Genomic DNA, 24,788 nt, shown 5'->3' with positions numbered 1-24,788 from the left:
GGTCCGTGTCCTCCCCTGGCCGATCGCGATCACCTCGTGTTACCAAGAACCATGCCTGCTGACGAGGGAACCGGCGCCACCGCCCGCTATGACGCCGTGATCGTCGGCGGCGGCCACAACGGGCTGGTCGCCGCCGCCTATCTGGCCCGCGCCGGGCGCTCCGTGCTGCTGCTGGAGCGGCTCGGCCACACGGGTGGCGCGGCCGTCTCCACCCGCCCGTTCCCCGGCGTCGACGCCCGGCTGTCCCGCTACTCCTATCTGGTCAGCCTGTTGCCGCAGAAGATCGTCCGGGATCTCGGCCTGGACTTCCGGGTCCGCACCCGCACCATCTCCTCGTACACCCCCGTCGAGCGGGGCGGGCGGCCCACCGGGCTGCTTGTCGGTGGTGGGGAGGAGCGCACCCGGGCCGCCTTCGCCCGGCTCACCGGGAGCGAGCGCGAACACACCGCCTGGCAGCGGTTCTACGGCATGACCGGCGAGGTCGCCCGCGCGGTCTTCCCCACCCTCACCGAGCCGCTGCCCACCCGGGACGAACTGCGCCGCCGGGTGGCCGACGACCACGCCTGGCGCACCCTGTTCGAGGAGCCCCTCGGGATCGCCGTGGAGCGGGAGTTCGCGGACGACCTGGTGCGCGGGGTCGTTCTCACCGACGCCCTCATCGGCACCTTCGCCGACGCCCACGACCCGGCCCTGCGACAGAACCGCTGCTTCCTCTACCACGTCATCGGCGGCGGCACCGGCGACTGGGACGTCCCGGTCGGCGGCATGGGCGCGCTCACCGACGCCCTCGCCGACGCGGCCCGCCGCGCGGGCGCCGTTCTCGCCACCGGCCACGAGGCCGTCCGGATCGACACCGACGGACGGCACGCCGAGGTCGTCTACCGCACCCGGGACGGCGAGGGCGTCGCCGCCGCCCGGCACGTCCTGGTGGGCGCCTCCCCGCAGCAGCTCGCCGCGCTCACCGGAGCCGCTCCGCCCGACCCGGCCGAGGGCGCCCAGCTCAAGGTGAACATGCTGCTCACCCGGCTGCCCCGGCTGCGCGACCCCGACGTCGACCCGCGCGAGGCGTTCGCCGGGACCTTCCACATCGCCGAGGGCTACGACCAGCTCGCCACCGCCTACGCCGAGGCCGCCGCCGGACGGCCGCCCACCGCCCCGCCGTCGGAGATCTACTGCCACTCCCTGACCGACCCCACGATCCTCGCCCCCGAGCTGGTGGAGCGTGGCTACCAGACCCTCACCCTGTTTGGACTGCACACCCCGGCCCGGCTGTTCACCCACGCCGACCACACCGTCCGCGACACCCTGCTGACCGCCACCCTCGCCCAGCTCGACGCCCAGCTCGCCGAGCCGCTCGCCGACTGCCTCGCCACCGACGCCGACGGACGGCCCTGCATCGAGGCGAAGACCCCGCTCGACCTGGAACGCGACCTCGGTCTGCCCGGCGGCAACATCTTCCACCGCGACCTGTCCTGGCCCCACGCGGCGCCCGGCACCGGCCGCTGGGGCGTCGAGACCGCCGACGCCAACGTCCTGCTGTGCGGGGCGGGCGCGGTACGCGGCGGCGGCGTCAGCGGCGTCCCGGGCCACAACGCGGCGATGGCGGTCCTGGAGGCGGGCACCGGATAGGACCCCGGCGCCCGGCTCAGTCCAGCGGCTCGAAGTCGCCGGGCCGCCATTCCCCGTCGAACGCCGGACCCTGTGGGCCGTAGATCCGGAAGTACGTGAACCAGCCGCGCCCCGGGACCGTCTGGACCCAGCGGCCCTCGGCCGCGGCGGGCTCGGCCGGACCCATGTAGAGGTCCACATGGTCCGCGCCCGAAGGCTCCAGGTCGTCGAAGAGCGAGCGCAGGGCCGCCTGTCCCTGCTCGGCGGCCACCTCGGAACGGGTCGCGGCGTCATACACCGTCACCGACCAGAACATGGTCTGCGGCACCGGCAGCGGCACCCGCAGCCGGTAGGTCCGCCCGCCGTCGAGATACGTGCCCGTGCCGTCCCGCACCCCCAGCCAGTACAGCGACCCGGCGCCCCGCTCACGCCGGAACATCGCCGGGGACGCCACGATCGCCTGCGCGAACCAGCGGTCCCGTGCCTCCACGTCCAGCGAACCCGGCCGCTCGAACGCCCCGTTCTCCGGGCGCAGACACGCCCACTCCCACGCCCGGTCCGGCCACACCAACCGGTCCGGGCGGCGCGACGCGAACGCCGACACCAGCAGTTCGTCCCGGCCCCGCCGGGCCGCGTCGGACAGCATCCGCTCCCTGCTCGCCTCCGGCGCGAACGGCCGCCCCGCCTCGATGCCCAGCTCCGCCAGCACCCCCAGCATCGGCCGCAGTTCCTCGACGGGCGGCTCCGCCTCGACCACCTGGTGCAGCACCCGCCAGAACTCCAGGTTGTCCTCCCAGGCCAGCGGTGTGGTGTCCATCGCGGTGTCGTCCCGGTTCACCGCCAGGAACCGCGGCGGACTCTCCCGCCGGGCCAGCGGATACACCCGTACGGCGGCCAGCAGCGCGTTCGCCGCGGCCACGTCCCCGCCCAGCGGCAGCGCCCGCAGCGCGCACAGCACCTGCCAGGTGTCGCTGCGCACCACCTGGTACCCCGCCGTGTCCCGGGGCTCCTGGTGGCCGGGCGGCAGCAGCAGCACCCGGTCGCCGTGCCCGGCGCCGAGTCCGGGCAGCCCGATGTCCACCAGCCAGCGGTGGTAGTGGTCGTCGACCAGCCCGACGACCGGCCCCGGCGGCACCTCGATCACCAGTGGCCCGCTGCGCCCCAGGTCGAGGCCCGCGGCGAGGTACGGGGTGTCGGAGTTGAGGGTGAAGCCCACATGGTGCGGACGGGCCAGCAGCACGGGCGCCGACTCGTTGTCCACCGCCCCGGTGGCGCGGGTGCCGCGCAGGATGGCCTCCATCGAGACCACCGGATAGAAGAACCGGTACGCCTCCACCGCCCGCCGCACCTCCACATGGTCGAACACCCGCACGGCGCTCTCCGCCACCGGGTACCCGTCCCGGAACTCCACCGGCTCCTGATCCATCCCCGCCACCGCCTTCCGTCCCGACCGTCACCGCCACCCTCCCCGCAGCGACACCCGGACGGCACGCCCGGCCCGCCGTCCGGGTGACCCGGCCCCGACGACCGGTGCGCCTGCCCGACCTCGCCGGTGGTCGCGTACGAGGCCGTGGCCCGGCCCCGGCGGCTGGGACGCCTGTTCGACCTCGCCGGTGGTCGCGTACGGGGCCGTCGTCCGACCCCGGCGGCCGGGGCTCAGTCCGTCGAGACCTCCCACCCCACCGGCACCACCCGTGCCGCGTCCCCGGGCCGGGTCTCGTCGAACGCCGTGCCCGACCCGGTGGCGACCCGCAGCCCGTCCACGTACGCCCCGCGCCCGACGTACAGCCGGTCCGTGGTGTACCGCCAGCGCAGGGTCAGCGCCGGAGCCCCCGGCAGGGGCGCGGTCACGCGGTGCCAGACGCGGCCGGACCAGCCCGTCACCGAGCCCGCCGGATGCGTGTCGCCGCCGTCCGTGGTGAACGGCACCGGCCGCCAGCCCGTCCCGTCCGCCGTGGCCTCCAGGACCAGCGTGTCGGCGCGCGGCTCGGTGTCCCACCACAGCGCGCAGCGCAGCGCCGCGTCCCCGGCGGTGGTGTCGAGCGGCGGCAGGGTCAGCGTGGCGGTCGTGCCGCTCGCCATGCCGGAGAACCAGGCCGTACGGCCGTGCGCGGGGCGTACCGGGACCGCGCGCGCCAGATGGTTCCCGGCCGCCACCCGGGGCGCCGAGCCCGAACGCCAGCTCCGCACCGGGTGCACCGAGTTGCCGAGCACCACCAGGAACGAGTCGGTCGACGGGTCCAGGACCAGCGAGGTGCCGGTGAAGCCGGTGTGCCCGGCCGTGCGGGGCGTGGCCAGCGCGCCCATGTACCAGTGCTGGTACAGCTCGAAGCCGAGGCCGTGCTCGTCGCCGGGGAAGTCCGTGTTGAAGTCGGTGAACATCAGCTCCACGGACTCGGGGCGCAGGATCCGCGCCCGTCCGTAGGAGCCGCCGTTGAGCAGGGCGCGGCCGAGGACCGCGAGGTCCCAGGCGGTGGAGAAGACCCCGGCGTGGCCCGCGACCCCGCCGAACGCGTACGCGTTCTCGTCGTGCACCTCGCCCCACACCAGCCCCCGGTCGAGCCCCGACCAGGGTCTGCGGGCGTCCTCGGTGGCGGCGATCCGCGGCTTCCAGGAGGCGGGCGGGTTGAAGCGGGTGGAACGCATCCCGAGGGGGCCGGTGATGTCGGTGCGCAGCAGCGCGTCCAGGGCGCGGCCGGTCACCGACTCCAGGACCAGCTGGAGCGAGATCAGATTGAGGTCGGAGTACAGATAGGCGGTGCCGGGCGGGTTCAGCGGGCGCTCGTCCCAGATCAGCCGGAGCCGCTCGGCGTGGGTCGGTACGCCGTAGAGCGGGATCCAGGAGCGGAAGCCCGAGGTGTGGGTGAGGAGCTGGCGGACGGTGATGTCCTGCTTGCCCGCCGCGCCGAACTCCGGCAGATACGAGGCGACCGTCCGCTCCAGCTCCAGGGCGCCCCGCTCGATCTGCCGCACCGCGAGGATCGAGGTGAACAGCTTGGAGACCGACGCCAGGTCGAACACCGTGTCCCGGGCCATGGGGAGCTGTTCGCCGGGCGGGAACTCCACCGCGGTGCCGCTCCGCTCGTCGTAGGCCCGGTAGCGCACCGCCATGCCGATCGGCTCGTGCAACGCGACGGTCCCGCCGCGCCCGGCGAGCAGGACGGCGCCCGCGTACCAGGGGTGGGTGGGGGAGGGGCCGAGGAACGTGCGCGCGTCGGCGACCAGGTCGCGCAGCGGGGCGTCCAGCAGGCCCGCGCGGGCGGGGCTGCCGTACCGCAGCGTGGCGGGTCGCCGTCCGCCACCGGTCGGCGGCGCTGCGGCGGCGGGCAGCGGCGCGAGCGCCAGGGCACCGCCCAGCGCGAGCGCGCCACGGCCGAGGTGACGGCGGGTGAGTCCGAACGGCGACTGCTCGGCCAAGGGTGCCTCCCGGAGTACGAGGGAAAGAAAGTTTCCCGAACTGCCGTGCGGATTGAAACTTTCTTGCAGAGGCGAGGGTGTGTCAATGGGACCCGCGTGCCCCCCGGCGGTCCATGGGGCGCCGCACCCGCTTACGAGACAATCTGACGGGACGTCAGAAAACCCCTTCCCCCGTCCGGCCGACTGCGGCATTCTGCGCCCATGCAGACCGACCTGAGCAAGCGTCTGGGCATCGAGCACGCCGTCTTCGGGTTCACCCCCTTCCCCGCGGTCGCCGCGGCGCTCAGCCGGGCCGGTGGCTTCGGGGTGCTCGGCGCGGTCCGCTACACCGCCCCCGACGAGCTGAGACGCGACCTGGACTGGATCGACTCCCAGGTCGGCGACCGGCCCTACGGCCTCGATGTCGTGATGCCCGCCCAGAAGGTCGAGGGCGTCACCGAGGCCGATGTGGAGGCGATGATCCCCGCACGGCACCGCCGGTTCGTCCAGGACACCCTCGCCCGCCACGGCGTCCCCGAACTCGCCGACGGTGAGGCGTCCGGCTGGCGGATCACCGGCTGGATGGAACAGGTCGCCCGCGGCCAGCTCGACGTGGCCTTCGACTACCCCATCCGGCTGCTCGCCAACGCGCTGGGCTCCCCGCCCCCCGATGTCGTCGCCCGCGCCCATGAGCGGGACGTACCGGTCGCCGCGCTCGCGGGCAGCGCCCGGCACGCCAAGAAGCACCAGGAGGCAGGGATCGACATCGTGGTCGCCCAGGGCTACGAGGCGGGCGGCCACACCGGGGAGATCGCCACCATGGTGCTCACCCCGGAAGTCGTGGACGCCGTCGACCCGCTGCCGGTGCTGGCCGCCGGAGGCATCGGCAGCGGACGGCAGATCGCCGCCGCCCTCGCGCTGGGCGCCCAGGGCGTCTGGCTCGGCTCGCTCTGGCTCACCACCACCGAGGCGGACCTGCACTCCCCGGCCCTCACCCGCAAACTCCTCGCCGCCGGTTCCGGCGACACCGTCCGCTCCCGCGCCCTGACCGGCAAACCCGCCCGCCAACTGCGCACCGGGTGGACCGACGCCTGGGACGACCCGGACGGACCCGGCCCGCTGCCCATGCCGTTGCAGGGCCTGCTGGTCGCCGAAGCCGTCTCCCGCATCCAGAAGTACGAGGTCGCCCCGCTGCTCGGCACGCCCGTCGGGCAGATCGTCGGCCGGATGACCAGTGAACGCAGTGTCCAGGCGGTCTTCGACGATCTCACCCGCGACTTCGAGCGGGCCGTCGACCGTGTCAACCGCATCGCCGGAAGGAGCGGCCCGTCATGACCTCCGTCGCGCACCACCCCACCGGGTTCTGGGCCCAGGCCACCGCCGACCCCGACCGTCCCGTCCTCGTCGCCCCCGACGGTGAGGTGTGGAGCGCGGGGCGGCTGCACACCGCCGCCAACCAACTGGTGCACGGGCTGCGCGCCGCGGGCCTGGAGCGCGGGGACGCCTTCGCCGTCGTGCTGCCCAACGGACCCGAGTTCGTCACCGCGTATCTCGCCGCCTCCCAGGCCGGGTTCTACCTCGTGCCGGTCAACCACCACTTCGTGGCGCCCGAGATCGCCTGGATCGTCGCCGACTGCGGCGCCAAGGTCCTCATCACCCACGCCCGCTTCGCCGACACCGCCCGCGCCGCCGCCGACGAGGCCGCCCTGCCGCCCGACCGGCGCTACGCCGTCGGCACCGCCCCGGGCTTCCGCCCCTACCCCGAACTCCTCGACGGCCATCCCGCCGCCCCGCCCGCCGACCGCACCCTCGGCTGGGTCATGAACTACACCTCCGGGACGACCGGCCGCCCGCGCGGCATCCGCCGCCCGCTGCCCGGCAAGCGCCCCGAGGAGTCCTACCTCGGCGGCTTCCTCGGCATCTTCGGCATCAAGCCCTTCGACGGCAACGTCCATCTCGTCTGCTCACCGCTCTACCACACCGCCGTCCTCCAGTTCGCGGGCGCCTCCCTGCACCTCGGCCACCGGCTGGTGCTGATGGACAAGTGGACCCCCGAGGAGATGCTCCGCCTCATCGACCACGAGCGCTGCACCCACACCCACATGGTCCCCACCCAGTTCCACCGCCTCCTCGCCCTCCCCGAGGACACCCGGCGGGCGTACGACGTCTCCTCCATGCGGCACGCCATCCATGGCGCAGCGCCCTGCCCCGACCACGTCAAACGGGCGATGATCGACTGGTGGGGGACCTGTGTGGAGGAGTACTACGCGGCCAGCGAGGGCGGCGGGGCGTTCGCGACCGCCGAGGACTGGCTGAAGAAGCCCGGCACGGTCGGCAAGGCATGGCCGATCAGCGAACTCGCGGTCTTCGCCGACGACGGCACCCGGCTGCCGCCCGGTGAACTCGGCACCGTCTACATGAAGATGAGCACCGGCGGCTTCGCCTACCACAAGGACGCCGACAAGACCCGCGAGAACCGCATCGGCGACTTCTTCACCGTCGGCGACCTCGGGGTCCTCGACGCCGACGGCTATCTCTTCCTGCGCGACCGCAAGATCGACCTGATCATCTCCGGCGGGGTGAACATCTACCCCGCCGAGATCGAGTCGGTGCTCCTCGCGCACCCCGCCGTCGCCGACGCCGCCGCGTTCGGCGTCCCGCACGACGACTGGGGCGAGCAGGTCAAGGCGGTCGTGGAACCGGCCCCGGGCATCGAGCCGGGCCCCGCCCTCGCCGCCGCGCTGCTCGCCCACTGCGCCGAACGGCTCGCCGGGTACAAGCGGCCCCGCAGCGTCGACTTCATCGCCGAGATGCCCCGCGACCCCAACGGCAAGCTCTACAAACGCCGGCTGCGCGCGCCCCACTGGGAGGGCCACGAACGCCCGATGTGACCCCCGGGGCACGGACCGCCGTACCGGTGATCGAGGAGGTCGGCGGCGGTCCCGTGACCGCGCCGCCCCGCGCGGGCCGCCGTACCCGTGATCGAGAAGGTCGGCGGCGGACCCGTGACCGCGCCGCCCCGCGCGGACCGCCGTACCCCCCCACCGGGGCGGTACGGCGGCCCGCCGGTCGGTCATCCGCGGTCGGTCACCGGCGCTCGCGCACCACGACCACCCGCAGCCGCGGCGACTTCAGGATGTCCTTCTCGCAGAACCGGGACGTCACCCACCGCTCCGCGCCGAACAGCCGGGTCTGGTCGGCGTAGTGCGGCGACTTCGGGTTCGAGGACTGGGAGTACGTCAGCAGGGTGCGGGCCACCGGGCAGGACCCGCCGTCCCAGCCCACCGCCTGGAGATAGCTGGACCCGCTGGAGACCTCCGTGGAGCCGCCCGCCGGGTCCCACTCCGGCTCGATCTTGTTCCACACGCCCAGCCCCTCGGTGCCGCCCGGCACCGCGATCCGCGCACCGCCACGGACCACGACCTGATGGGCGCCGAGCCGGGAGTCCAGCGCGATGCCCGCCGTGCGCAGCTCGCTCACCGTGTCCGCCAGCGCGGTCGTGAAGCCCGGCGCCGCGGTGTCCAGCGCGCGCGGGGTGCGCACCGGGTCGGCCGGGTCGAACGGCACCTTCCACAGCCGGTCCGCCGGAACGGCCGCCGTCAGCCGCCGCCAGAACCGGTCGAAGAACAGCGCGCCCCTGCTGGTGGTGTCCAGCGTGCGGTCCCAGTCCGCCAGCACCCGGCACGCCTGCCGCACGTCCACCGCCCGGCCGTCGGTCCCGGTCGCCGTCCCGCCGGGCAGCGCCGCGCACGCCCGTGCCGCGTCCGCCGCCGCGAGGTCCCCGGCGGGCGCCCGGTTGGCGAACTGCTGCGCCTGGAGGTCCCGTACAGTCAGCCGGCCCCGGTCGGCCATCGCGGCCACGTCCTCGATCGCCCCGCGGGTGCGCAGGCTGCGGGGCGTGCCGATGTCCCCGAAGACCCGCTCGTACCCGGTCAGCGGCCGGTCGGCGTTGGCCAGCCAGGCGCTGTTGTTGGAGTTCTCCGAGTAGGGCGCGTCGCGCAGAGTGGGCAGTTTCGCCGGACCGAACACGCCCGGCTGTACGGCGTCGGCGTCCCGGCCGAGCGCGCAGTCGCCCCGCGAGCCGTCCAGGACGGCCAGTCCGGCCGCCGGGTAGGTGAACCGGCCGAGCGGCGTCGAGCAGCGCGCGGCCAGCTCGTCGGTGATCCGGGGGACGACCTGCGCCTGGGTGAACAGCGTGCCGCCCCGGGAGTCGGCGGCGATGGTGTTGAGCCAGGGCATCCCCTGGTAGCGGTGCAGCGCGTCGAGGACACCGGCGGCGCTCCGGGCGCGGGCGAACCCGAGCGAGGTGTCGGCCAGCCGCAGATTCACCGCGTTGGGGTCGTTGACCGCGTACGCCGTCGTCGTGGTCCACGGCAGCGGTACGCCGGGGCCGAGCGAGGACAGCACGGGGCCGTAGCGGGTCCACCACTGGCTGCGGGTGACGGGGGCGCCGCCCTTGACCGCCACGGTGACCTGGCGCTGCGTCATCCGCTCGCGCCTGCCGTCCACCAGATAGACCGTCGGGTCGGCCGGATCGAGGGTCAGCTGATGGACGTTGACCGGGACACCGGTGGCGACGGTGTGGCTCCACGCCACCCGCGCGGTGTGCCCGATCCCGACCGTCGGGGTGCCGAGCAGCGCGCCGCCCGCCACATCGAGCCGCCCCGGGATGGTCTGCTGCATCTGCCAGAAGCGGCGCCCGCCCTCCCACGGGTAGTGCGGATTGCCCAGCAGCAGCCCGCGCCCTCCGGCGGTGGTCGCGCCGCTGAACGCGACCGCGTTGGAGCCCATGGCCTGGTCGTCGGTGGCGAACAGCTCCCGGGCCGCGTCCGCGACGGCCGCGCCGGAGACCCGGGCGCCCGGTGCCGCCGCCGGTGCCGCGCCGGGCGGCTGCGCGGCCGTGATGCCGTCCACCGCGCGGCCCTGTCCGCCGAGCACCGCGAGCGCGTAGCCGCGGGCCGCCACGTCCAGCGCGGTGATCGGCCGGACCCAGGCGGCGCCCCGGCACGCCGGGTCGGAGATCCGGTTCTGCCGCAGCCAGGCGTTGTACCCGGCCGCGTAGCCCCGCATCAGCTCCTTCGCCTCCCGGCTCGGACCGGCGGGCGGCGGAGTGGCGAGCAGCCGCTCCACCGTCCGGGTCTCCCGCACTCCCCGGAAGTAGAGGTCACCGGCGAGGTTGCGGCCGGCCGAGGACAGCGCCGGGTCGGAGGGCGCGTCGGCGCCGAAGTACCGCGACCGCTCTCCGCGCACGGTCACGAAACCGTCGGCCAGGGTGCATATCTGGTCGGCGGCCTGCGCCCAGCCGGTGCCGAAGCCGAGCGAGGCGTGGTCACGGGCGACGATGTGGGGGATGCCGTACTCGGTGTAGCGGACGACGGCGGACAACCCGCCGCCGGACGGGCGGTGTTCGGCGGGACCGGACCGCGGTGCCGCGACGGCGGCGGGCAGCGCGGTCGTGGCGGTGAGGAGGGCGGCGGCCAGGACGGCGAGCCGTCTTGGGCGGATGCGCATGGAGCCTCCCGTGTGTCGTAGGGGGAAAAAGTGGTTGAGCGTACCAGTCGGTATGCCGGCTGGGGCGGGTCGCTTGACCTCATCCGGCCACCGGCAGAGGATCAGCTGTCATGACGCCCGGACACCACAGCACGGTTGACGGGGTGCTGCGCCGCAGCGCCCGCCGCACGCCCGCCCGCGTGGCCGTCGTGTACCGCGACCGCACCTGGACGTACGCGGAGCTGGACGACGCCGTCTCACGGGCCGCGAGCGTGCTGCGCGCCCAGGGACCGGAGCCCGGCGACCGGGTCGCCGCCTACGGCCACAACTCCGACGCCTACCTCGTGGCCTTCCTCGCCTGCGCCCGCGCGGGCCTGGTCCATGTCCCGGTCAACCAGAACCTCACCGGGGACGACCTCGCCTACCCGCTGGCCCAGTCCGGCGCGTCCCTGGTCCTCACCGATCCGGATCTCGCCGGACGACTGCCCGAAGGGGTACGCACCCTGCCCCTGCGGGACGCCCCCGGCTCCCTCCTCGACCGGCTCCCCGCCGCCGAGCCGTACGACGGGCCCGAGCCGCGCGCCGAGGACCTGGTGCAACTGCTGTACACGTCCGGCACCACCGCCCGCCCCAAGGGCGCGATGATGACCCACCGCGCCCTGGTCCACGCGTACTTGAGCGCCATCACCGCGCTGGATCTGAGCGCCGGTGACCTGCCCGTGCACGCGCTGCCGCTCTACCACTCGGCCCAGACGCATGTCTTCCTGCTGCCCTACCTCGCGGTCGGCGCCACCAACACGATCCTCGACGGGCCCGACGGCGACCGGATCCTCGAGCTGGTGGAACAGGGCCGCGCGGACAGCCTGTTCGCCCCGCCGACGGTATGGATCGCCCTGTCCGGCCGCCCCGACTTCGCCACCCGGGACCTCGGCGGACTGCGCAAGGCGTACTACGGGGCGTCGATCATGCCGGTACCGGTGCTGGAGCGGCTCCGCGCCCGGCTGCCGGGCCTGGCGTTCTACAACTGCTTCGGACAGAGCGAGATCGGCCCCCTCGCCACCGTCCTCGGCCCCGCCGAGCACCGGGGCCGGATGGACTCCTGCGGCCGTCCCGTGCTGTTCGTGGACGCCCGGGTGGTGGACGAGCACGGCGCGGACGTCCCCGACGGCACCCCCGGCGAGATCGTCTACCGCTCGCCCCAGCTCTGCGAGGGCTACTGGGACAAGCCCGAGGAGACCGCGGAGGCGTTCCGGGACGGCTGGTTCCACTCCGGTGACCTGGCCGTACGGGACGCCGACGGCTATCTCACGATCGTCGACCGGGTCAAGGACGTCATCAACTCCGGTGGGGTCCTGGTCGCCTCCCGCCAGGTCGAGGACGTCCTCTACACCCATGAGGCGGTCGCCGAGGCCGCCGTGATCGGGCTCCCCGACGACCACTGGATCGAGGCGGTCACCGCGGTGGTCGTGCCCCGCGGCGAGGTGTCCGAGGCCGACCTCGTCGCCCACGCCCGCGACCGGCTGCCGCACTTCAAGGCGCCCAAGCGGGTGCTCTTCGTGGACGCGCTGCCCCGCAACGCCAGCGGCAAGATCCTCAAGCGCGAGCTGCGCGAACGGTTCGCGGGATGACCCCCGACCGGGAGCCCCCGGAGCCTTTGGCGCCCTTTACGCCCTCGGCGCCTTTGGAGCCCTTGGAGGCCGTCACCGGTGTACGGCAGAGCGTGTCCGTCGTCCTGCCGGTCCGGCTGACCGGCGCCCCCGACTGGCCGCGCGGCCCGTTGCCCTTCCCCGCCGGGGAGCGGGCGCGGGACGCCGAGTGGCGCCGCCGCTACTTCGCCCCCTCGGTGGCCCGCGCCCTGTACGGACGCCGCTGGCACCGCACGGCCGCGATCACCGCGGGACCGCTCACCCTCGTCGGCCTCGAACTGCTCGGCGCCGCCCGGCCCGACGACCCGCACCGCGCCCTCGGCGTGCTGCACTTCGACGTCACCGGCCCCGCCCTGCTCGCCGTGCTCCGCGCCATCGGCGCCCGCCCCGGCGCCCTCCCCGACCCGCTCACCGGCCCCCTCGCCCCGGCCGCCCTGTTCGGGACCGCCGCCGACACCGACCCGCCCGCCGAACCCTTCGCGATAGCCCGGCCCTACACCGTCGCGTTCCTCACCCCGGACCCCACCCACACCGCCGCCCTGCGCACCGACGGGGGACCGCCCCCGGCGGCGGACGACTGGCTGCGCGCTCTGGCCGGTCGCTGGGCGGAACGCGACAACCCGTCGACCCCGCAGCGCCAGGAACGGGCCGCCCAGGAGGCGATCCGGCTGTCCGCCGACTGGAGCGCGATGGTCGGCCACCACGGCACCGCGTTCCTCGGCCACCGCCCCGACACCGGCGACGGCGACTTCTACGCCTTCGCCCAGGGCCACATCCGCTCCGTCCACCTGGACGCCCTGCTGCTCGGCATGGTCCAGCGCGACCACCTCAACGCCCTGGCCGACCAGCTCTCCTCGGTCTTCGGCACCGGACGCGGACTCGCCCGGCGCCTCGGCGCCCTGGAGGACGACATCGCCGCGTTCCGCAGCGCCTACTGGCGGCCCCACCAGAGCGTGCACGGCCCCGCCGCCGGGCTGCTGCGCACCTTCCGCGCCCAGCACGACCTGCCCGCCCTGTTCGACGCCATCCTCACCGAGGCGGCCGACTACAGCCGGATCGTCCAGACCCGGGAGAGCCGCCAGATCGCGGGCGCGCTCGGCGTCCTCACCATCCTCGGCCTGCCCGTCGGCACCGCCCTCGCCGTCCTCCAGGTCCTCGGCGACCAGAACCCCTGGCACCTCCTGATCGCCCTGACCGCCGCCCTCGCGGCGACGGGAGCGGCCCTCACCACCCGCTACGGCCGTCTGGTCCTGGCCTCCCTGCGCGGACGCCCCTCCCGACGCTGATCCCCCTAGGGGGTGTCTGATGGATCTCCGTGGCGTCGCGACGCCCGGCACGCACTCTCGCCGCACCGGACAAAAGCCCTAGTAGCTCCGCTACGAGGGCTTCCGCCCGGCACACCGAGAGCACGCACCGAACGCCGCTCCTTCTCCCACGGAGATCCATCAGGCACCCCCTAGCCGTGGCCACCCTGTGCGAGTCGTACGGCCTCGGCGTGCCCGTCGCCGCGCTGCCCTGTGTCTCGGACGCGCTCGCCGCCCACCCCGCCTACCAGGACAGTCTGATCCGGCTGCGGGGGATGGGCGTCCGCTTCGGCGACCCCTACTCGGGTGTACCGGACGAGCACGGTGGGCCCCCGCCGTTCGACTGGGACCGCGCCCTGGACCTCGTGGAGCGCTGAACCGGCGGACGAGGTGGAGTCCGCGCGAAGTCGTAGGCTGCCAGCGGGTCGCAGCCCTACGACGAAGGAGCGTGACGATGCAGTACGTGAAGCTCGGTTCGACCGGTCTGGACGTCTCCCGGATCTGCCTGGGCACGATGACCTACGGGGTCCCCGACCGGGGGGACCACTCCTGGACCCTCGAAGAGGACGCCGCCCGCCCGCTGATCCGGCAGGCCCTGGACGCGGGCATCACCTTCTTCGACACGGCCAACCGCTACTCGGACGGCACGAGCGAGGAGATCGTCGGCAAGGCGCTGCGCGACTTCGCCGACCGGGACGAGATCGTGCTCGCCACCAAGGTGTGCCTCCCGATGAGGCCCGGTCCCAACGGCGGCGGGCTGTCCCGCAAGGCCATCATGACGGAGATCGACCACAGCCTGACCCGGCTCGGCACCGACTATGTCGACCTGTACCAGATCCACCGCTGGGACCCGCACACCCCCGTCGAGGAGACGATGGAGGCGCTGCACGACCTGGTGCGGGCGGGCAAGGTGCGCTATCTCGGGGCCAGTTCGATGTACGCGTGGCAGTTCTCCAAGGCGCAGTACACCGCGCGGGCGCACGGCTGGACGCCGTTCGTGTCCATGCAGAACCACTACAACCTGATCTACCGCGAGGAGGAGCGCGAGATGCTCCCCCTCTGCGCCGACCAGGGTGTGGGCGTGCTGCCGTGGAGTCCGCTGGCCCGGGGACGGCTGACCCGTGACTGGGACACGACCACCGACCGCAGCGCCTCCGACGTGTTCGGCGGCACCCTCTACCAGGAGGGCGACCGGGCCGTCGTCGAGGCGGTCACCCGGATCGCCGCCGAGCGGGGCGTCCCCCGCGCCCAGGTCGCCCTGGCGTGGCTGCTCCAGCGGGACACGGTCACCGCGCCCATCGTCGGGGCGTCGAAACCCGGCCATCTGGGGGACGCGGTCGCCGCCCTCGACCTCACGCTCTCCGAGAAGGAGACCGAGGAGCTGGAGCGCCCCTACCTCCCGCACCCGATCGCCGGTCACTGACACCCGTACCGGGACCCCGCCTAGTGAGGCCCCCGCGGTGTGAACTCCGTGCCGCAGGGGCCCGCGCCCTCGCTCTCCGGGAGGGGGACCCGGGCGCCACGCATGGTGAGGGTGCGGTAGTAGCCGCCGATCCGGCGCGTGGAGCGGCCCACATAGTGGCCGATGAAGGAGCGCCGGAAGCGGTCGGTGGAACGGTTGGGCTGGGAGCCGTGCACCAGACTGCCGTTGAAGAACAGGACGTCACCCGGCGCCATGTCCACTGGGACCGGGGTCAGACCCGGCGGCGGCGGGACGTACTCCCGGGCGAACGACAGCTCCTCGTCGGCGGTCTCCGGGCAGAACAGGTCCATCCGGTGGGTGCCCGGCACCACCTCAAGGCCGCCGTTCTCCCGGTCGATGACATCGCACGCCACCCACGCCGCCACACAGGTGCCCGGCTCGACCCGCAGATAGAAGTTGTCCTGGTGCAGCGCCTGACCCCGGGCGCCGGGCGGCTTGAAGTAGAACATGCTCTGCGCCGCGAGCACCTCCTCGCCGAGCAGGCCCTCCAGCACCGTACGCAACCGGGGGTCCAGCAGGATGTCCCGGGCCACGGCGTTGATCTCGTGCGGCTGCATCACCCGCGGATGGACGGCCAGCGGGTCACCCGGGGCGCCCCGGCCCGGCTCGAAGTGCCCCGGCACCGGACCGGCCGCGCGCAACGCGTCGAACTCCGCGCACAGGCGTTCGATCTCGGCGGCCCCGAAGAGCCCGCGTACCACCAGGAACCCGTCCTGGGAGCCGGGCGGCCCGGTCTGGGTCAGGATGGAGGAGTCGGCGGTGCCGTTGTCCGTGGCTGTCATGCTGCGCTCCCTCGGTCCGGCGTCCCTGCACAGGTCACGCTAGGTCGGCGGATCGCACCGGAGGATGTCCATGAGCGCTGACGAACTGTCCGTCGCTGCCGCGCCCGGCAACCCCTCCCCGCCGCCCGGCCTGGTGGTGGCCGGCCACTACGACCAGCGCCCCGGCTACACCGTCAGCCGTCCCGGCGGCGCCGACAGCTGGCTGTTCACCTGGACGACCGGCGGCCGGGGACACCTGCGTCAGGGCGCCACCGAGGTGAGCGCCGGCCCGGGAGAGCTGGTGGCACTGGCGCCCGGGGTCCGCCAGCTCTACAGCGTCGCGCCACGCGCCCGCCACTGGCGGTTCTGGTGGGCGCACTGCCGCGCCCGCGCCTCCTGGCTCGGCTGGCTGCGCCCGTACGAGACCGGCGACGGCGTCTATGTGGTGGCGCCGGTCGCGGCCGGGCTGCACGGCCGGGTGGAGTCGGCGTTCCTGCGGCTGCTCGCCGACGCCCGCTGGTCCGGCGACCCCGGCGCCACCCCCGGCCCGGTGGGCGCCCCCGCACCGCCGACCGGCGACCCGGTCGCCGTCGCGCACGGCACCCTCACCACCGAGCTGGCGCTCGGCGCCCTGGAGGAGGCGGTGCTGCTCGCCACCGGTACGGCCCGCTCCGCCCCCGCCGCGCCCGGCGTCGACGCCCGGCTGCTGCGCGCCCAGGCCGTCATCGCCACCGACCCCGGCGCCCCGCACACCGTCGCATCGCTGGCCGCCGCCGTCGCCCTCTCCCCGTCCCGGTTCGCGCACCTGTTCGCCCAGCAGCTCGGTGAGTCCCCGATGCGGGCGCTGCGCGAGGCCCGGCTCCAGCACGCGGCCCGACTGCTGGAGGGCAGCGACCTGCCGGTAGAGCGGGTCGCCGCCGCCTCGGGCTTCGCCAGCCCCTTCCATTTCAACCGGGTCTTCCACCGCCGCTACGGCGCCCCGCCCGGCGCCTACCGCGCCGCCCACCGCTGAGTACGCCCCGGCCCCCGCCCCGCCGCCGGATCAGATAACGATTGGCGCCGAATTTCCATGTCGACATGGCGCTGTTTTCCATGCGCCGCGAGACTGACCCCGCTGGATCTTTTCGACCCGGTGGATCTTGGGTCTCCGGAGAATTGACGCCAGGTCAAATACGGTCCGCCGCAGCACAATGCGGGGGCCGTCCGGAAAATGAAGATGTCTCTTGTTCCGTCAGTTGCCCTGTGCGAAGGTGTGCGCAGTTGGTGTGCAGACATTGCGTTCGCCGCATGTCCTTTGAGAGGAATGCAGCCGTGCTCGACGCAGGCTCGTCGAATTCCCCGGACCCCGTGCCCCACCCCGTCGGGGAACTCCTCGACCGGAACTGGGAAGCGGCCTTCGCCTACGCGCGTCTGTGCACCGACGGTTCCCGCGCCGCCGGAACGCTCACCACCGCCGCGTTCACCAGGCTCCTCGGCCAACTGCCGCCGCACGGCGGACCGTCCCCGATCTGGCGCCAGCGCCTGCTGGTCACCGTCCGCCGCATAGCGGCGGAATGGAGCACCGACGACCGACGCGCCGCCCTCGCCCCCGAACTGCGCGGCGAACTCCCCGGCCACACCCCCGGCCACACCCCCGGCCACCTCCCCGGCCAACCCCGCGGCGCCGCCCACGCCGACGGCCCCCGGCGGCCGTCCGCCACGCTGGTGCCGGTGGCCGAACGACGGCTGGTGGCCGCCGCGTTCCAGCGGCTGCCCGAATCCGCCCGCTGTCTGCTCTGGCACTCCCAGGTCGAGTCCGACCCGCTGTCCGTCCCGGCCGCCCTGCTCGGCACCGACGTGGAGCACGCGGCCGTGGAACTGCGTCGGGCCCGCGAACGGCTGCGCGCCGAGTCCGTCCAGGTCCACCACGAACTCGCGCCCTCCCAGCGCTGCCGCCACTTCAGCCGGATGCTCGACGTCACCTGCCGGCGCCGCGGCGCCGAGATCGACCCCGACCTCGGCGTCCACCTCGACGCCTGTCCGCACTGCTGGCACACCGCCGACCAACTGTGCCGGTTCGACACGGACCTCGGAGTGGTCCTCGCCGAGGCGGTGCTCGGCTGGGGCGCCCGCCGCTACACCGCCGCCCGCGCGGCCCGCGTCACCCCCGAGGCCCTCGCCCGCGACATCCCGCCCCGCCCGGTGGACGCCCCCCTGTCCGCCGTACCGTCGCCCCGGCGGGCACCCGCGCCCGAGTCCCTGGCCGCCGTGCCGTCCGCCGCCCTCGCCCCGCGTCCCCCGGCGCCTCGGGTCGCCGCCCGCCGCGCCGCCGCCCGCCGCCGCAACCGGGCCGCCGCCATCTTCACCGTGAGCGCGCTCGTCGCCCTGCCGTTCGGGCTGTGGGCCGCGGGCGGCTCCGGCGAAGGCGCCCCCGTCACCGCCGGGACCCCGGACAGCGAACCGGCCGGTACCGCCTCCGACCCCACCGCCCCCTCCGACTTCGACACCGCGTCCGCCCCCGGGCGCGATGTCCACGGCCGGCTCCACAACGCCGCCTCCGGGCTCTGCCTCACCGTCGCCGGCGACGAGGTCGCCAAGGACGCCGTGACGGAACTCGCCCCCTGCGGCGACGACCCCGGCCAGCGCTGGTCGTACGAGACCGACGGACTGCTGCGCAGCGCCGCCGACCCCGGGCTCTGCGTCGACTCCCGCATCGGGCACTCGGTACGGCTCGCCGCCTGCGAGGACACCGCCGACGTCCGCTACGACCTCTCCCTGAAGGGCGCCCTGGTGCCGCGCTGGGACCAGGACCTCGCGCTCACGCCCGCCGCGACCGACGGCACGGGCGCGCTGACGGTGAAGATGCGCGACGGCAGCCCGGCCCAGCGCTGGGTGTTCGACACCTCCCAGCCCGATCTGCGGATGGCCGCGCACGACCGGGACGAGATCGACGCCCCGGCCCGCGCCACGCCCACGGCCCCCACCCCGGCCGCCACCACCAGTCGGCCCGCCCCGGCACCCACCCCGCCCCCGGCGGCCTCCACCGCCCCGGCCCCACGCCCGTCCACCGAACAGCCCTGCCGCCCGTACTCCTGCGACGGCGACGACCGCTGGGACGACGGCGACCGGGACCGCGACGACGACCGGGGCGACGGGCGCGGCCACGGCGGCTGGGGCGACGGCCGGGGCCACGGCGGCGGCCGGGGCGGACGCTAGGCCCTGCCGTCAGACTTCCGTCGTCGCTCGCCGGGCGGCGGCGCGGCGTCAGACGCGTGCTCTGGGGGTCCCCCCGGTCGCAGGCTGGGGGAGTGCCGGGCGCGACCCCGGTGCCCCCACTCGCCGCACCGGGCACAATCCCACGTACCACCAGTACGAGGGCCTTGGCCCTGTCCGACCGTTCCCGTCGGCGCTCGCAGGGCGGGGGGCGGACACGCCCCGGGTCCGCGCCGGACGCCGGGGGCTCAGGAGTCCTCGACCAGACCCAGCTCGGCCCAGATCGTCTTGCCCTCCGGGGTGTGGCGGTTGCCCCAGCGCTGGGTGAGCTGGGCGACCAGCAGCAGCCCCCGGCCGCCCTCGTCCCAGGTGCGGGCGCGGCGCAGATGCGGCGCGGTGTGGCTGGTGTCGGACACCTCGCAGATCAGAGTGTCGGTGTCATGGATCAGCCGGAGCCGGATCGGATGGGCGCCGTAGCGGATGGCGTTGGTGACCAGCTCGCTCACCACCAGTTCCGTGGTGAACGCCGCCTCCTCCAGCTTCCAGACGGACAGCTGCTCCACCACCTGTTTGCGGATCGGGGCGACCAGCGCCGGATCGGCGGGGACGTCCCAGGTGGCGATCCGGGCCGGGGGCAGCCCCCGGGTGCGGGCCAGCAGCAGCGCCACGTCGTCACAGGCACCGCCCGGCGGCAGCAGACTGTGCAGGATGTGGTCGCAGGACTCGTCCAGCGAGCCGTCCAGCTCGGCGAGCGCCCCGCCGAGCAGCCGCAGCCCCTCCTCGTGCGGACGGCCCTGGGACTCCAGCAGACCGTCGGTGTAGAACGCCAGCACGCTGCCCTCGGCGAGATACAGCTCGGCCGTCTCGAACGGCAGCCCGTCGATGCCGAGCGCCGGGCCCTCCGGCACCGCCACCTCCCTCGGCTCCCCGCCCGGCGGCAGCAGCAGCGGCGCCGGATGGCCGGCGCTGGCCAGCGTGCACCGCCGGGACACCGGGTCGTACACCGCGTACAGACAGGTCGCGCCGACCTCTCCCGGGCTGCCCTCGCCGCCGGACTCCTCCGACAGCCGCAGCACCAGATCGTCGAGGTGGGTGAGGAGTTCGTCCGGCGCCAGATCGATATCGGCGAGGGTGCGTACGGCGGTGCGCAGCCGCCCCATCGTGGCCGACGCCTGCACGCCCTGGCCGACCACGTCGCCGACCACCATGGCGACCCGCAGCCCGGACAGCGGGATCACGTCGAACCAGTCGCCGCCCACCCCGGCGCGGGCGGCCGGGAGATAGCGGGAGGCGGCGTCGACGGCGGCCGTGCGCGGCAGGGTGCGCGGCAGCAGGCTGCGCTGGAGGGCGAGCGCGGTCTGCCGCTCGCGCGAGTAGCGGCGCGCGTTGTCCAGACAGACCGCGGCCCGCGCGGTCAGTTCCTCGGCGAGCAGCACATCGTCCTCGGTGAACGGGTCCGGGCGTCGAAACCGGGCGTAGACGACGACGCCGAGGGTGATGCCCCGGGCTTGTATCGGCACCGACATCGTGGTGTGCACCCCCATCTGCCGGGCCCGCTCACTGCGTACCTCGGCGGTGGCCAGCCAGGGGTCGAGGTCACCGGCGGCTACCGAGGCGACGATCGTGCGCCCGGCCGTGAGCGAGGCGGCGTGCGGGGAGGCGGCCGGATAGCGGTCGACGTCCCCGGGTTTGACGGTGGCCTCCGGGGTGCCGGGGCTGAGGGACCGGTGGGCGGCGCGGCGCAGATCGATCGGGGCGGTCAGCCGCAGCGGGGGCTCACCGCCGTGCTCGTCGGGGTCCAGCAGATCGACGCTGACGAAGTCGGCCAGCGCGGGGACACTCACATCGGCGAGTTCCTGCGCGGTACGGGTCAGGTCCAGGGTGCTGCCGATCCGCATACTGGCCTCGTTGAGCAGGTGCAGCCGCTCGCGGGCGTAGCGGTTCTCGGTGACGTCGTGGGCGGCCATGCACACCCCCCGCACCCGGCCCGCCGCGTCGGTCACCGGGGCCATCCGGGTGAGCCAGACCCGCGCCCGGTCGGTGGGGCCGGTCGGCATCCACATCTCCACGGCCAGGGCGCGCCCGGTGGTGAGGCTCTCCCGCAGCCGGCGCTCCAGTTCCTCGCTCTCCGGGTTGCCGCCGATCTCGGAGGGCCGCAGGCCCTGGATACGGTCGCCGGGCAGCCCGATGATCTCGGCCATCGCCTGGTTGAGACCGCGCAGCCGCACCCGCTCGTCGCAGATGGCGACGGCACAGGGCGACTGGGTGAGCATCGCGGTGTCCAGCCGGTCGGTCCCGTCCCCGGAGCCGTCGTCCAGCGGGGTGACCACCAGCCACTCGGCGGGGCCGCCGCCCGGGGGGCGGCGGCGGTGGGCGAGCAGCCACACGGAGAGCGTCCGGCCGTCCCGGTGGCGCAGCGCGACCGTTCCGTCCCAGCGGGCGGAGCGCACGGCCGGGGGCGGGCCGACCAGCAGAGCGGCGATCGGACGGCCGACGACCTCGGACGCGGTCCACCCCAGGAGTCTGCGCGCGCCCTCGCTCCACTGCACCACATCGCCGTGGGCGCCGATGACCGCCCTGGCCGTCGAAGCATCGTCGAACGGATGGTCCGGGCTCATCGTCGCCACTCCTACGCGCACACTCACCGTGAAGGGTGAGTCACTTGAGTCCAGCGTAGTGCGTTCCGACGCTTCCCGAGCGACAAGCCCCAAGCTCGCCGCCCGGCTCCGGCGAGCAGGTCAAGGAGGGGAACCGGCCGGTCCGCCGCCGTGGCCGGGACCGTACGGCCCCGGTCGGCCGGAACATGACTGACGTGCCCTCATATCGGGCCGCATCACGACCGGTTGTGGACGGCGTCGCCGCCGGATGATGTCCCGACCCGCCCGCCGACCGCGCCGGGGTCCGCCCGTGCCCCGCCGGGGTGACGGGCGGGGGTGACACCGGACAGGACCGTCCCCCTGAGTCCCCGGCACCCGGGAACTCCCCACCGGCTCCACCGGCGGGGCACGGACCTCCCGGCCGCGCTCCCTCGCCGCCCGGTACCGTCCCGCACTCGTCGTGACCAGGCGATATTTACGGGTAAGTACCCCGGGGGTACCGTTGGCCCATGCCAGCTCTCAATGTCGAGTTCAGTGACCGCGAACTGGAGGATCTCCGGCAGATCGCCAAGGAGCGCGGTACGTCGATGAAGGCGCTCGTGCGGGAGGCCGCCGCCGCCGACATCGCGCGCCACCGGGCGTTGCAGGAAGGGGCGGAGGCGTTCCGTCAGTTCTTCGCGGCGCACGCCGACGAGTTCGCGGCGGCCTTTCCGGAGGACGAGCCGACCGTCAAGGGCGCCGGACGGGTCGGCTGATCGATGACCGCCGCTCCCGTCATCCATATCGACGTCCCCTGGCTGCTCCAGCGGCACGAGGAGGTGCTGCCGGACCAGCCCACGGTCAACGACTTCTCCGCCCTGGTCGCCGCCGTCGCCCGGCACCGGGTCGACCCGCCCCGGCTCGGGGTGGACTCCGACCCGGCGTGGCGGGCCGCCGCCCTGCTGCACACCCTCGCCCAGCTCAAGCCGCTGCCCGCGGCCAACGCCCGGTTCGCCTGCGCGACCGCCGTGGCCTACATGTTCGTCAGCGGCGTCGGGATCGACCCGCCCTACGGGGCGCTGGTCGACCTGGTCCGCGATCTGATCGACGGCAAGACCGATGTGTACGGGGCGGCGGACCGGCTGCGGTCCTGGCAGATCTGAGCCGCCGCACCCACCGGCCCGTCGCGGGGGCGGTTTCGGGCCGCCGGCCGGGGCGCGGGCGACCGGGACCGGCGGCCCGTGCCGCGCGGGACAGCCGCCGTCCTGCGCGGGGCCTCGCGGGAAGGGGCCGCGTCCAGTGCACCGCGCCCGGCGGGGAGCGGGCAGCGTGCGCGGCGGGGCGGCGCGTGCGGAGGATTCACACGGGGCGCGGGGAATGGCGAAAACCGTACCGTGCGGTCTGCCGTTCCGTTGTCTGACTTTCCTTCAGCGTTATGGATGTTGCCCAAGTGCCTTGTTGGCCCTGAGTGACTGTGCGAGGGTTTACATCCCAGGGGGGAATGGGCGGCGCCGATCGGCGCCGCCGGTGAACGAAGTCCGGCGGACCGCGGACGAATTCGCCCTCCCCGCGACCTCGTCAAAAAGGTCCACACCATCTCGGACCTCTTTTTCGGCGACCTGAAATCCTGAGTGTCACGCGCGCGTGGGAAGGAATCCGCTCAGTGCCCACCCCCCACCCCCCTCGACCGTCCTACCCCCCGCCCGGCGGGGAGCCGGGGGAATCGGACGAGTCCCTCGCCGCCCGGCTATCCGGGAGTACGGACCAGGAAGTCGCCCATTCCACGGCCGTATTGATCGGCCGGCACTGGCGACCGGTCCACGACTACGCGGTGATCTGTCTCGCGGCGTCGTCCGAACTGGCCGACATCGTCACCGGCGCCGCCTTCCACCAGGTCTTCGACCGGCTGACCCTGGGCGCGCCGGCCGTCGCGCTGCGGCCCCGGCTGCTGATCGCGGTACGGGACACGGTCCGGCTCTGGTCGGCGGACGACCGGATCGCCGCGGTCCATCCGGACATCCGAAGACCGGCCGGTGGCCGGGGTATGCGCACGGCCAAGTCGATGACACCGGAAAACCGGATACTCGCCGAGCGCGCATTCCAGGGACTTACCGGACCCGCCCAGTGTCTGCTCTGGCACACCGAGGCCGAGGCGGAACCCATATCCGCGCCCGCCGCCCTGCTCGGCCTGGACACCGAGAGCGCGCTGGCCGGACTCGAACAGGCCCGCGACACATTCCGTGAGGGAGTCGTCCGCGCCCATCGGGAACTCGCCCCCACCAAGGACTGCGGCTACTACAACCGGCTTCTCGACGTGCCCATCCGGCGCGGCGGCACCCTGCTCCCCGATGTGCAGCAGCATCTCGCCGCGTGCCGCTACTGCCGGGACGCGGCCGAACAGCTGAGCCATTTCGACGGCGGCCTCGATCTGCTCCTCACCGAGGCCGTCCTCGGCTGGGGCGCCCGCCGCTACCGCGACTCCCGCCCCGGCCGCGCCCAGTCAGGCCAGCGCGCGGGCCGCCGCGCCGCCGGGGGCCGCCACCGGATCGTCTCCCGCTTCCCGCTGCCGCTGCGCCGCCCCGGCTCCCCCGGCTCCACCCGAGCGCTGGCCACCGGCGCCGCGGTGGTCTCCGCGGGACTGCTGGCCGTGATCCTCACCGCCACCCTCGGCAACGGCGGCGGCGCCGACCCGGTCGCCTCCGACGACGCCCCCGGCGGCAACCAGGGCGCCTCCGCCCCGCCCGGCACCGCGGGACTGCCCGACGCGGCGCGCAGCACCCGGCTGCGCAATGTCGCCGCCGACGCCTGTCTCGCCGTGCGCGGCGCCGCCCGGCCCGGCGCCGCCACCCAGCTCGCCGAGTGCTCCGACGCCCCCGCCCAGCGCTGGTCGTACGAGACGGACGGGCTGCTGCGCAGTGTCGTCGCCCCCGATCTGTGCCTGGACTCGCACGCCGACGCCGGGGTGGTCATCCTCGGCAGCTGTGTGGACGCCCGCTCCGAACGGGCCGCCGACGTCCGCTACGACCTCACCGTCCAGGGCGAACTGCTGCCCCGCTGGGACGAACGCCTCGCCCTCGCCCCGACCGCCGGGGAACCGGCCGCCGACCTCGTCGTCAAGGTCCGCGACGGCTCCGGACTCCAGCGCTGGCGCACCGACGGCCCGGCGTCCGGCTCCCTGTCCATCGAGAGCACCCGCCCGTCACCGGGCGCCGTCGGGGCGGCGGACCGCCGGACCCGGTAGGGGGTGTCTGACGGATCTCCGTGGCGTCGCGACGCCCGGCACGCACTCTCGCCGCACCGGACAAAAGCCCTAGTAGCTCCGCTACGAGGGC

The 24,788-nt window shown here is 74.4% G+C and carries 16 protein-coding genes and 1 pseudogene; 12 read left to right on the top strand and 5 right to left on the bottom strand.

All coding sequences use genetic code 11. The annotated features are described in order from the left end of the window. The first annotated feature begins 51 nt into the window (after positions 1–51). Positions 52–1,629 carry an NAD(P)/FAD-dependent oxidoreductase gene (locus tag AB0D49_RS35860; RefSeq protein ID WP_362766334.1) on the top strand — a complete coding sequence of 526 codons (1,578 nt, stop codon included), beginning with the start codon at positions 52–54 and terminating at the stop codon, positions 1,627–1,629. A 16-nt stretch (positions 1,630–1,645) separates the two neighbouring features. Here the strand turns inward: AB0D49_RS35860 and AB0D49_RS35855 are convergent, their stop codons facing one another. Further along, positions 1,646–3,034: a DUF1214 domain-containing protein gene (locus AB0D49_RS35855; RefSeq protein ID WP_362766331.1), complete on the bottom strand. Its 1,389-nt coding sequence runs from the start codon at positions 3,032–3,034 to the stop codon at positions 1,646–1,648. A 230-nt stretch (positions 3,035–3,264) separates the two neighbouring features. Next, the gene (locus AB0D49_RS35850) at positions 3,265–5,025 is read right to left on the bottom strand and encodes a serine hydrolase (RefSeq protein ID WP_362766327.1); all 1,761 of its coding nucleotides are present in this window, start codon (positions 5,023–5,025) and stop codon (positions 3,265–3,267) included. 201 nt (positions 5,026–5,226) lie between these two features. Here AB0D49_RS35850 and AB0D49_RS35845 point away from each other — a divergent pair, with 201 nt between their 5' ends. Then, entirely contained in the window at positions 5,227–6,339 is a 1,113-nt protein-coding gene (locus AB0D49_RS35845; protein WP_362766326.1) for a nitronate monooxygenase family protein, read from the top strand. Further along, on the top strand, positions 6,336–7,895 hold the full coding sequence (locus AB0D49_RS35840) for an acyl-CoA synthetase (RefSeq protein WP_362766324.1): 1,560 nt from the start codon (positions 6,336–6,338) through the stop codon (positions 7,893–7,895). Before AB0D49_RS35845 ends, AB0D49_RS35840 begins: the two co-directional genes overlap by 4 nt. Before the next feature lie 196 nt (positions 7,896–8,091). On the opposite strand, the gene AB0D49_RS35835 is transcribed toward AB0D49_RS35840, so the two are convergent. After that, entirely contained in the window at positions 8,092–10,515 is a 2,424-nt protein-coding gene (locus tag AB0D49_RS35835; RefSeq protein ID WP_362766321.1) for a penicillin acylase family protein, read from the bottom strand. Positions 10,516–10,625: 110 nt separating this feature from the next. Between AB0D49_RS35835 and AB0D49_RS35830 the strand changes: the two genes are divergently transcribed. The 4 genes and pseudogenes from AB0D49_RS35830 (at position 10,626) to AB0D49_RS35815 (ending at position 14,867) form a co-directional block, all read left to right on the top strand. Next, entirely contained in the window at positions 10,626–12,122 is a 1,497-nt protein-coding gene (locus AB0D49_RS35830) for an acyl-CoA synthetase (RefSeq protein ID WP_362766318.1), read from the top strand. After that, positions 12,119–13,426 (top strand): hypothetical protein, encoded by a 1,308-nt coding sequence (locus tag AB0D49_RS35825; protein WP_362766315.1) that lies wholly within the window; start codon positions 12,119–12,121, stop codon positions 13,424–13,426. The genes AB0D49_RS35830 and AB0D49_RS35825 overlap by 4 nt, the downstream gene beginning before the upstream one ends. Before the next feature lie 170 nt (positions 13,427–13,596). Then, a pseudogene (locus tag AB0D49_RS35820) lies at positions 13,597–13,821 on the top strand (flavoprotein); the annotation flags it as partial. Between the two features lie 77 nt (positions 13,822–13,898). Continuing rightward, a complete protein-coding gene (locus tag AB0D49_RS35815; protein WP_362766313.1) occupies positions 13,899–14,867 on the top strand; it encodes an aldo/keto reductase in 969 nt (322 codons plus the stop codon). Between the two features lie 20 nt (positions 14,868–14,887). Here the strand turns inward: AB0D49_RS35815 and AB0D49_RS35810 are convergent, their stop codons facing one another. Continuing rightward, positions 14,888–15,709, bottom strand: coding sequence for a phytanoyl-CoA dioxygenase family protein (locus AB0D49_RS35810; protein ID WP_362766311.1), 822 nt, complete (start codon positions 15,707–15,709; stop codon positions 14,888–14,890). A 70-nt stretch (positions 15,710–15,779) separates the two neighbouring features. On the opposite strand from AB0D49_RS35810, the gene AB0D49_RS35805 reads away from it, so the two are divergent. Together AB0D49_RS35805 and AB0D49_RS35800 are read left to right on the top strand one after the other, a co-directional pair. Continuing rightward, positions 15,780–16,700 carry a helix-turn-helix domain-containing protein gene (locus AB0D49_RS35805; protein ID WP_362766309.1) on the top strand — a complete coding sequence of 307 codons (921 nt, stop codon included), beginning with the start codon at positions 15,780–15,782 and terminating at the stop codon, positions 16,698–16,700. 299 nt (positions 16,701–16,999) lie between these two features. Then, the gene (locus AB0D49_RS35800) at positions 17,000–18,883 is read left to right on the top strand and encodes an RICIN domain-containing protein (RefSeq protein WP_362766307.1); all 1,884 of its coding nucleotides are present in this window, start codon (positions 17,000–17,002) and stop codon (positions 18,881–18,883) included. A 245-nt stretch (positions 18,884–19,128) separates the two neighbouring features. Here AB0D49_RS35800 and AB0D49_RS35795 read toward each other — a convergent pair whose 3' ends face one another. After that, entirely contained in the window at positions 19,129–21,498 is a 2,370-nt protein-coding gene (locus AB0D49_RS35795) for a SpoIIE family protein phosphatase (protein ID WP_362766304.1), read from the bottom strand. A gap of 488 nt (positions 21,499–21,986) precedes the next feature. Between AB0D49_RS35795 and AB0D49_RS35790 the strand changes: the two genes are divergently transcribed. The 3 genes from AB0D49_RS35790 (at position 21,987) to AB0D49_RS35780 (ending at position 24,697) form a co-directional block, all read left to right on the top strand. After that, a complete protein-coding gene (locus AB0D49_RS35790; protein WP_362766301.1) occupies positions 21,987–22,232 on the top strand; it encodes a hypothetical protein in 246 nt (81 codons plus the stop codon). 3 nt (positions 22,233–22,235) lie between these two features. After that, a complete protein-coding gene (locus AB0D49_RS35785) occupies positions 22,236–22,619 on the top strand; it encodes a toxin Doc (protein ID WP_362766298.1) in 384 nt (127 codons plus the stop codon). Positions 22,620–23,119: 500 nt separating this feature from the next. After that, positions 23,120–24,697 carry an RICIN domain-containing protein gene (locus tag AB0D49_RS35780; protein WP_362766295.1) on the top strand — a complete coding sequence of 526 codons (1,578 nt, stop codon included), beginning with the start codon at positions 23,120–23,122 and terminating at the stop codon, positions 24,695–24,697. Positions 24,698–24,788 lie beyond the last annotated feature (91 nt).

The organism is Streptomyces sp. NPDC048290 (assembly GCF_040652095.1).
Classification (GTDB): domain Bacteria; phylum Actinomycetota; class Actinomycetes; order Streptomycetales; family Streptomycetaceae; genus Streptomyces.
This window is presented reverse-complemented; position numbering and strand designations above follow the sequence as displayed.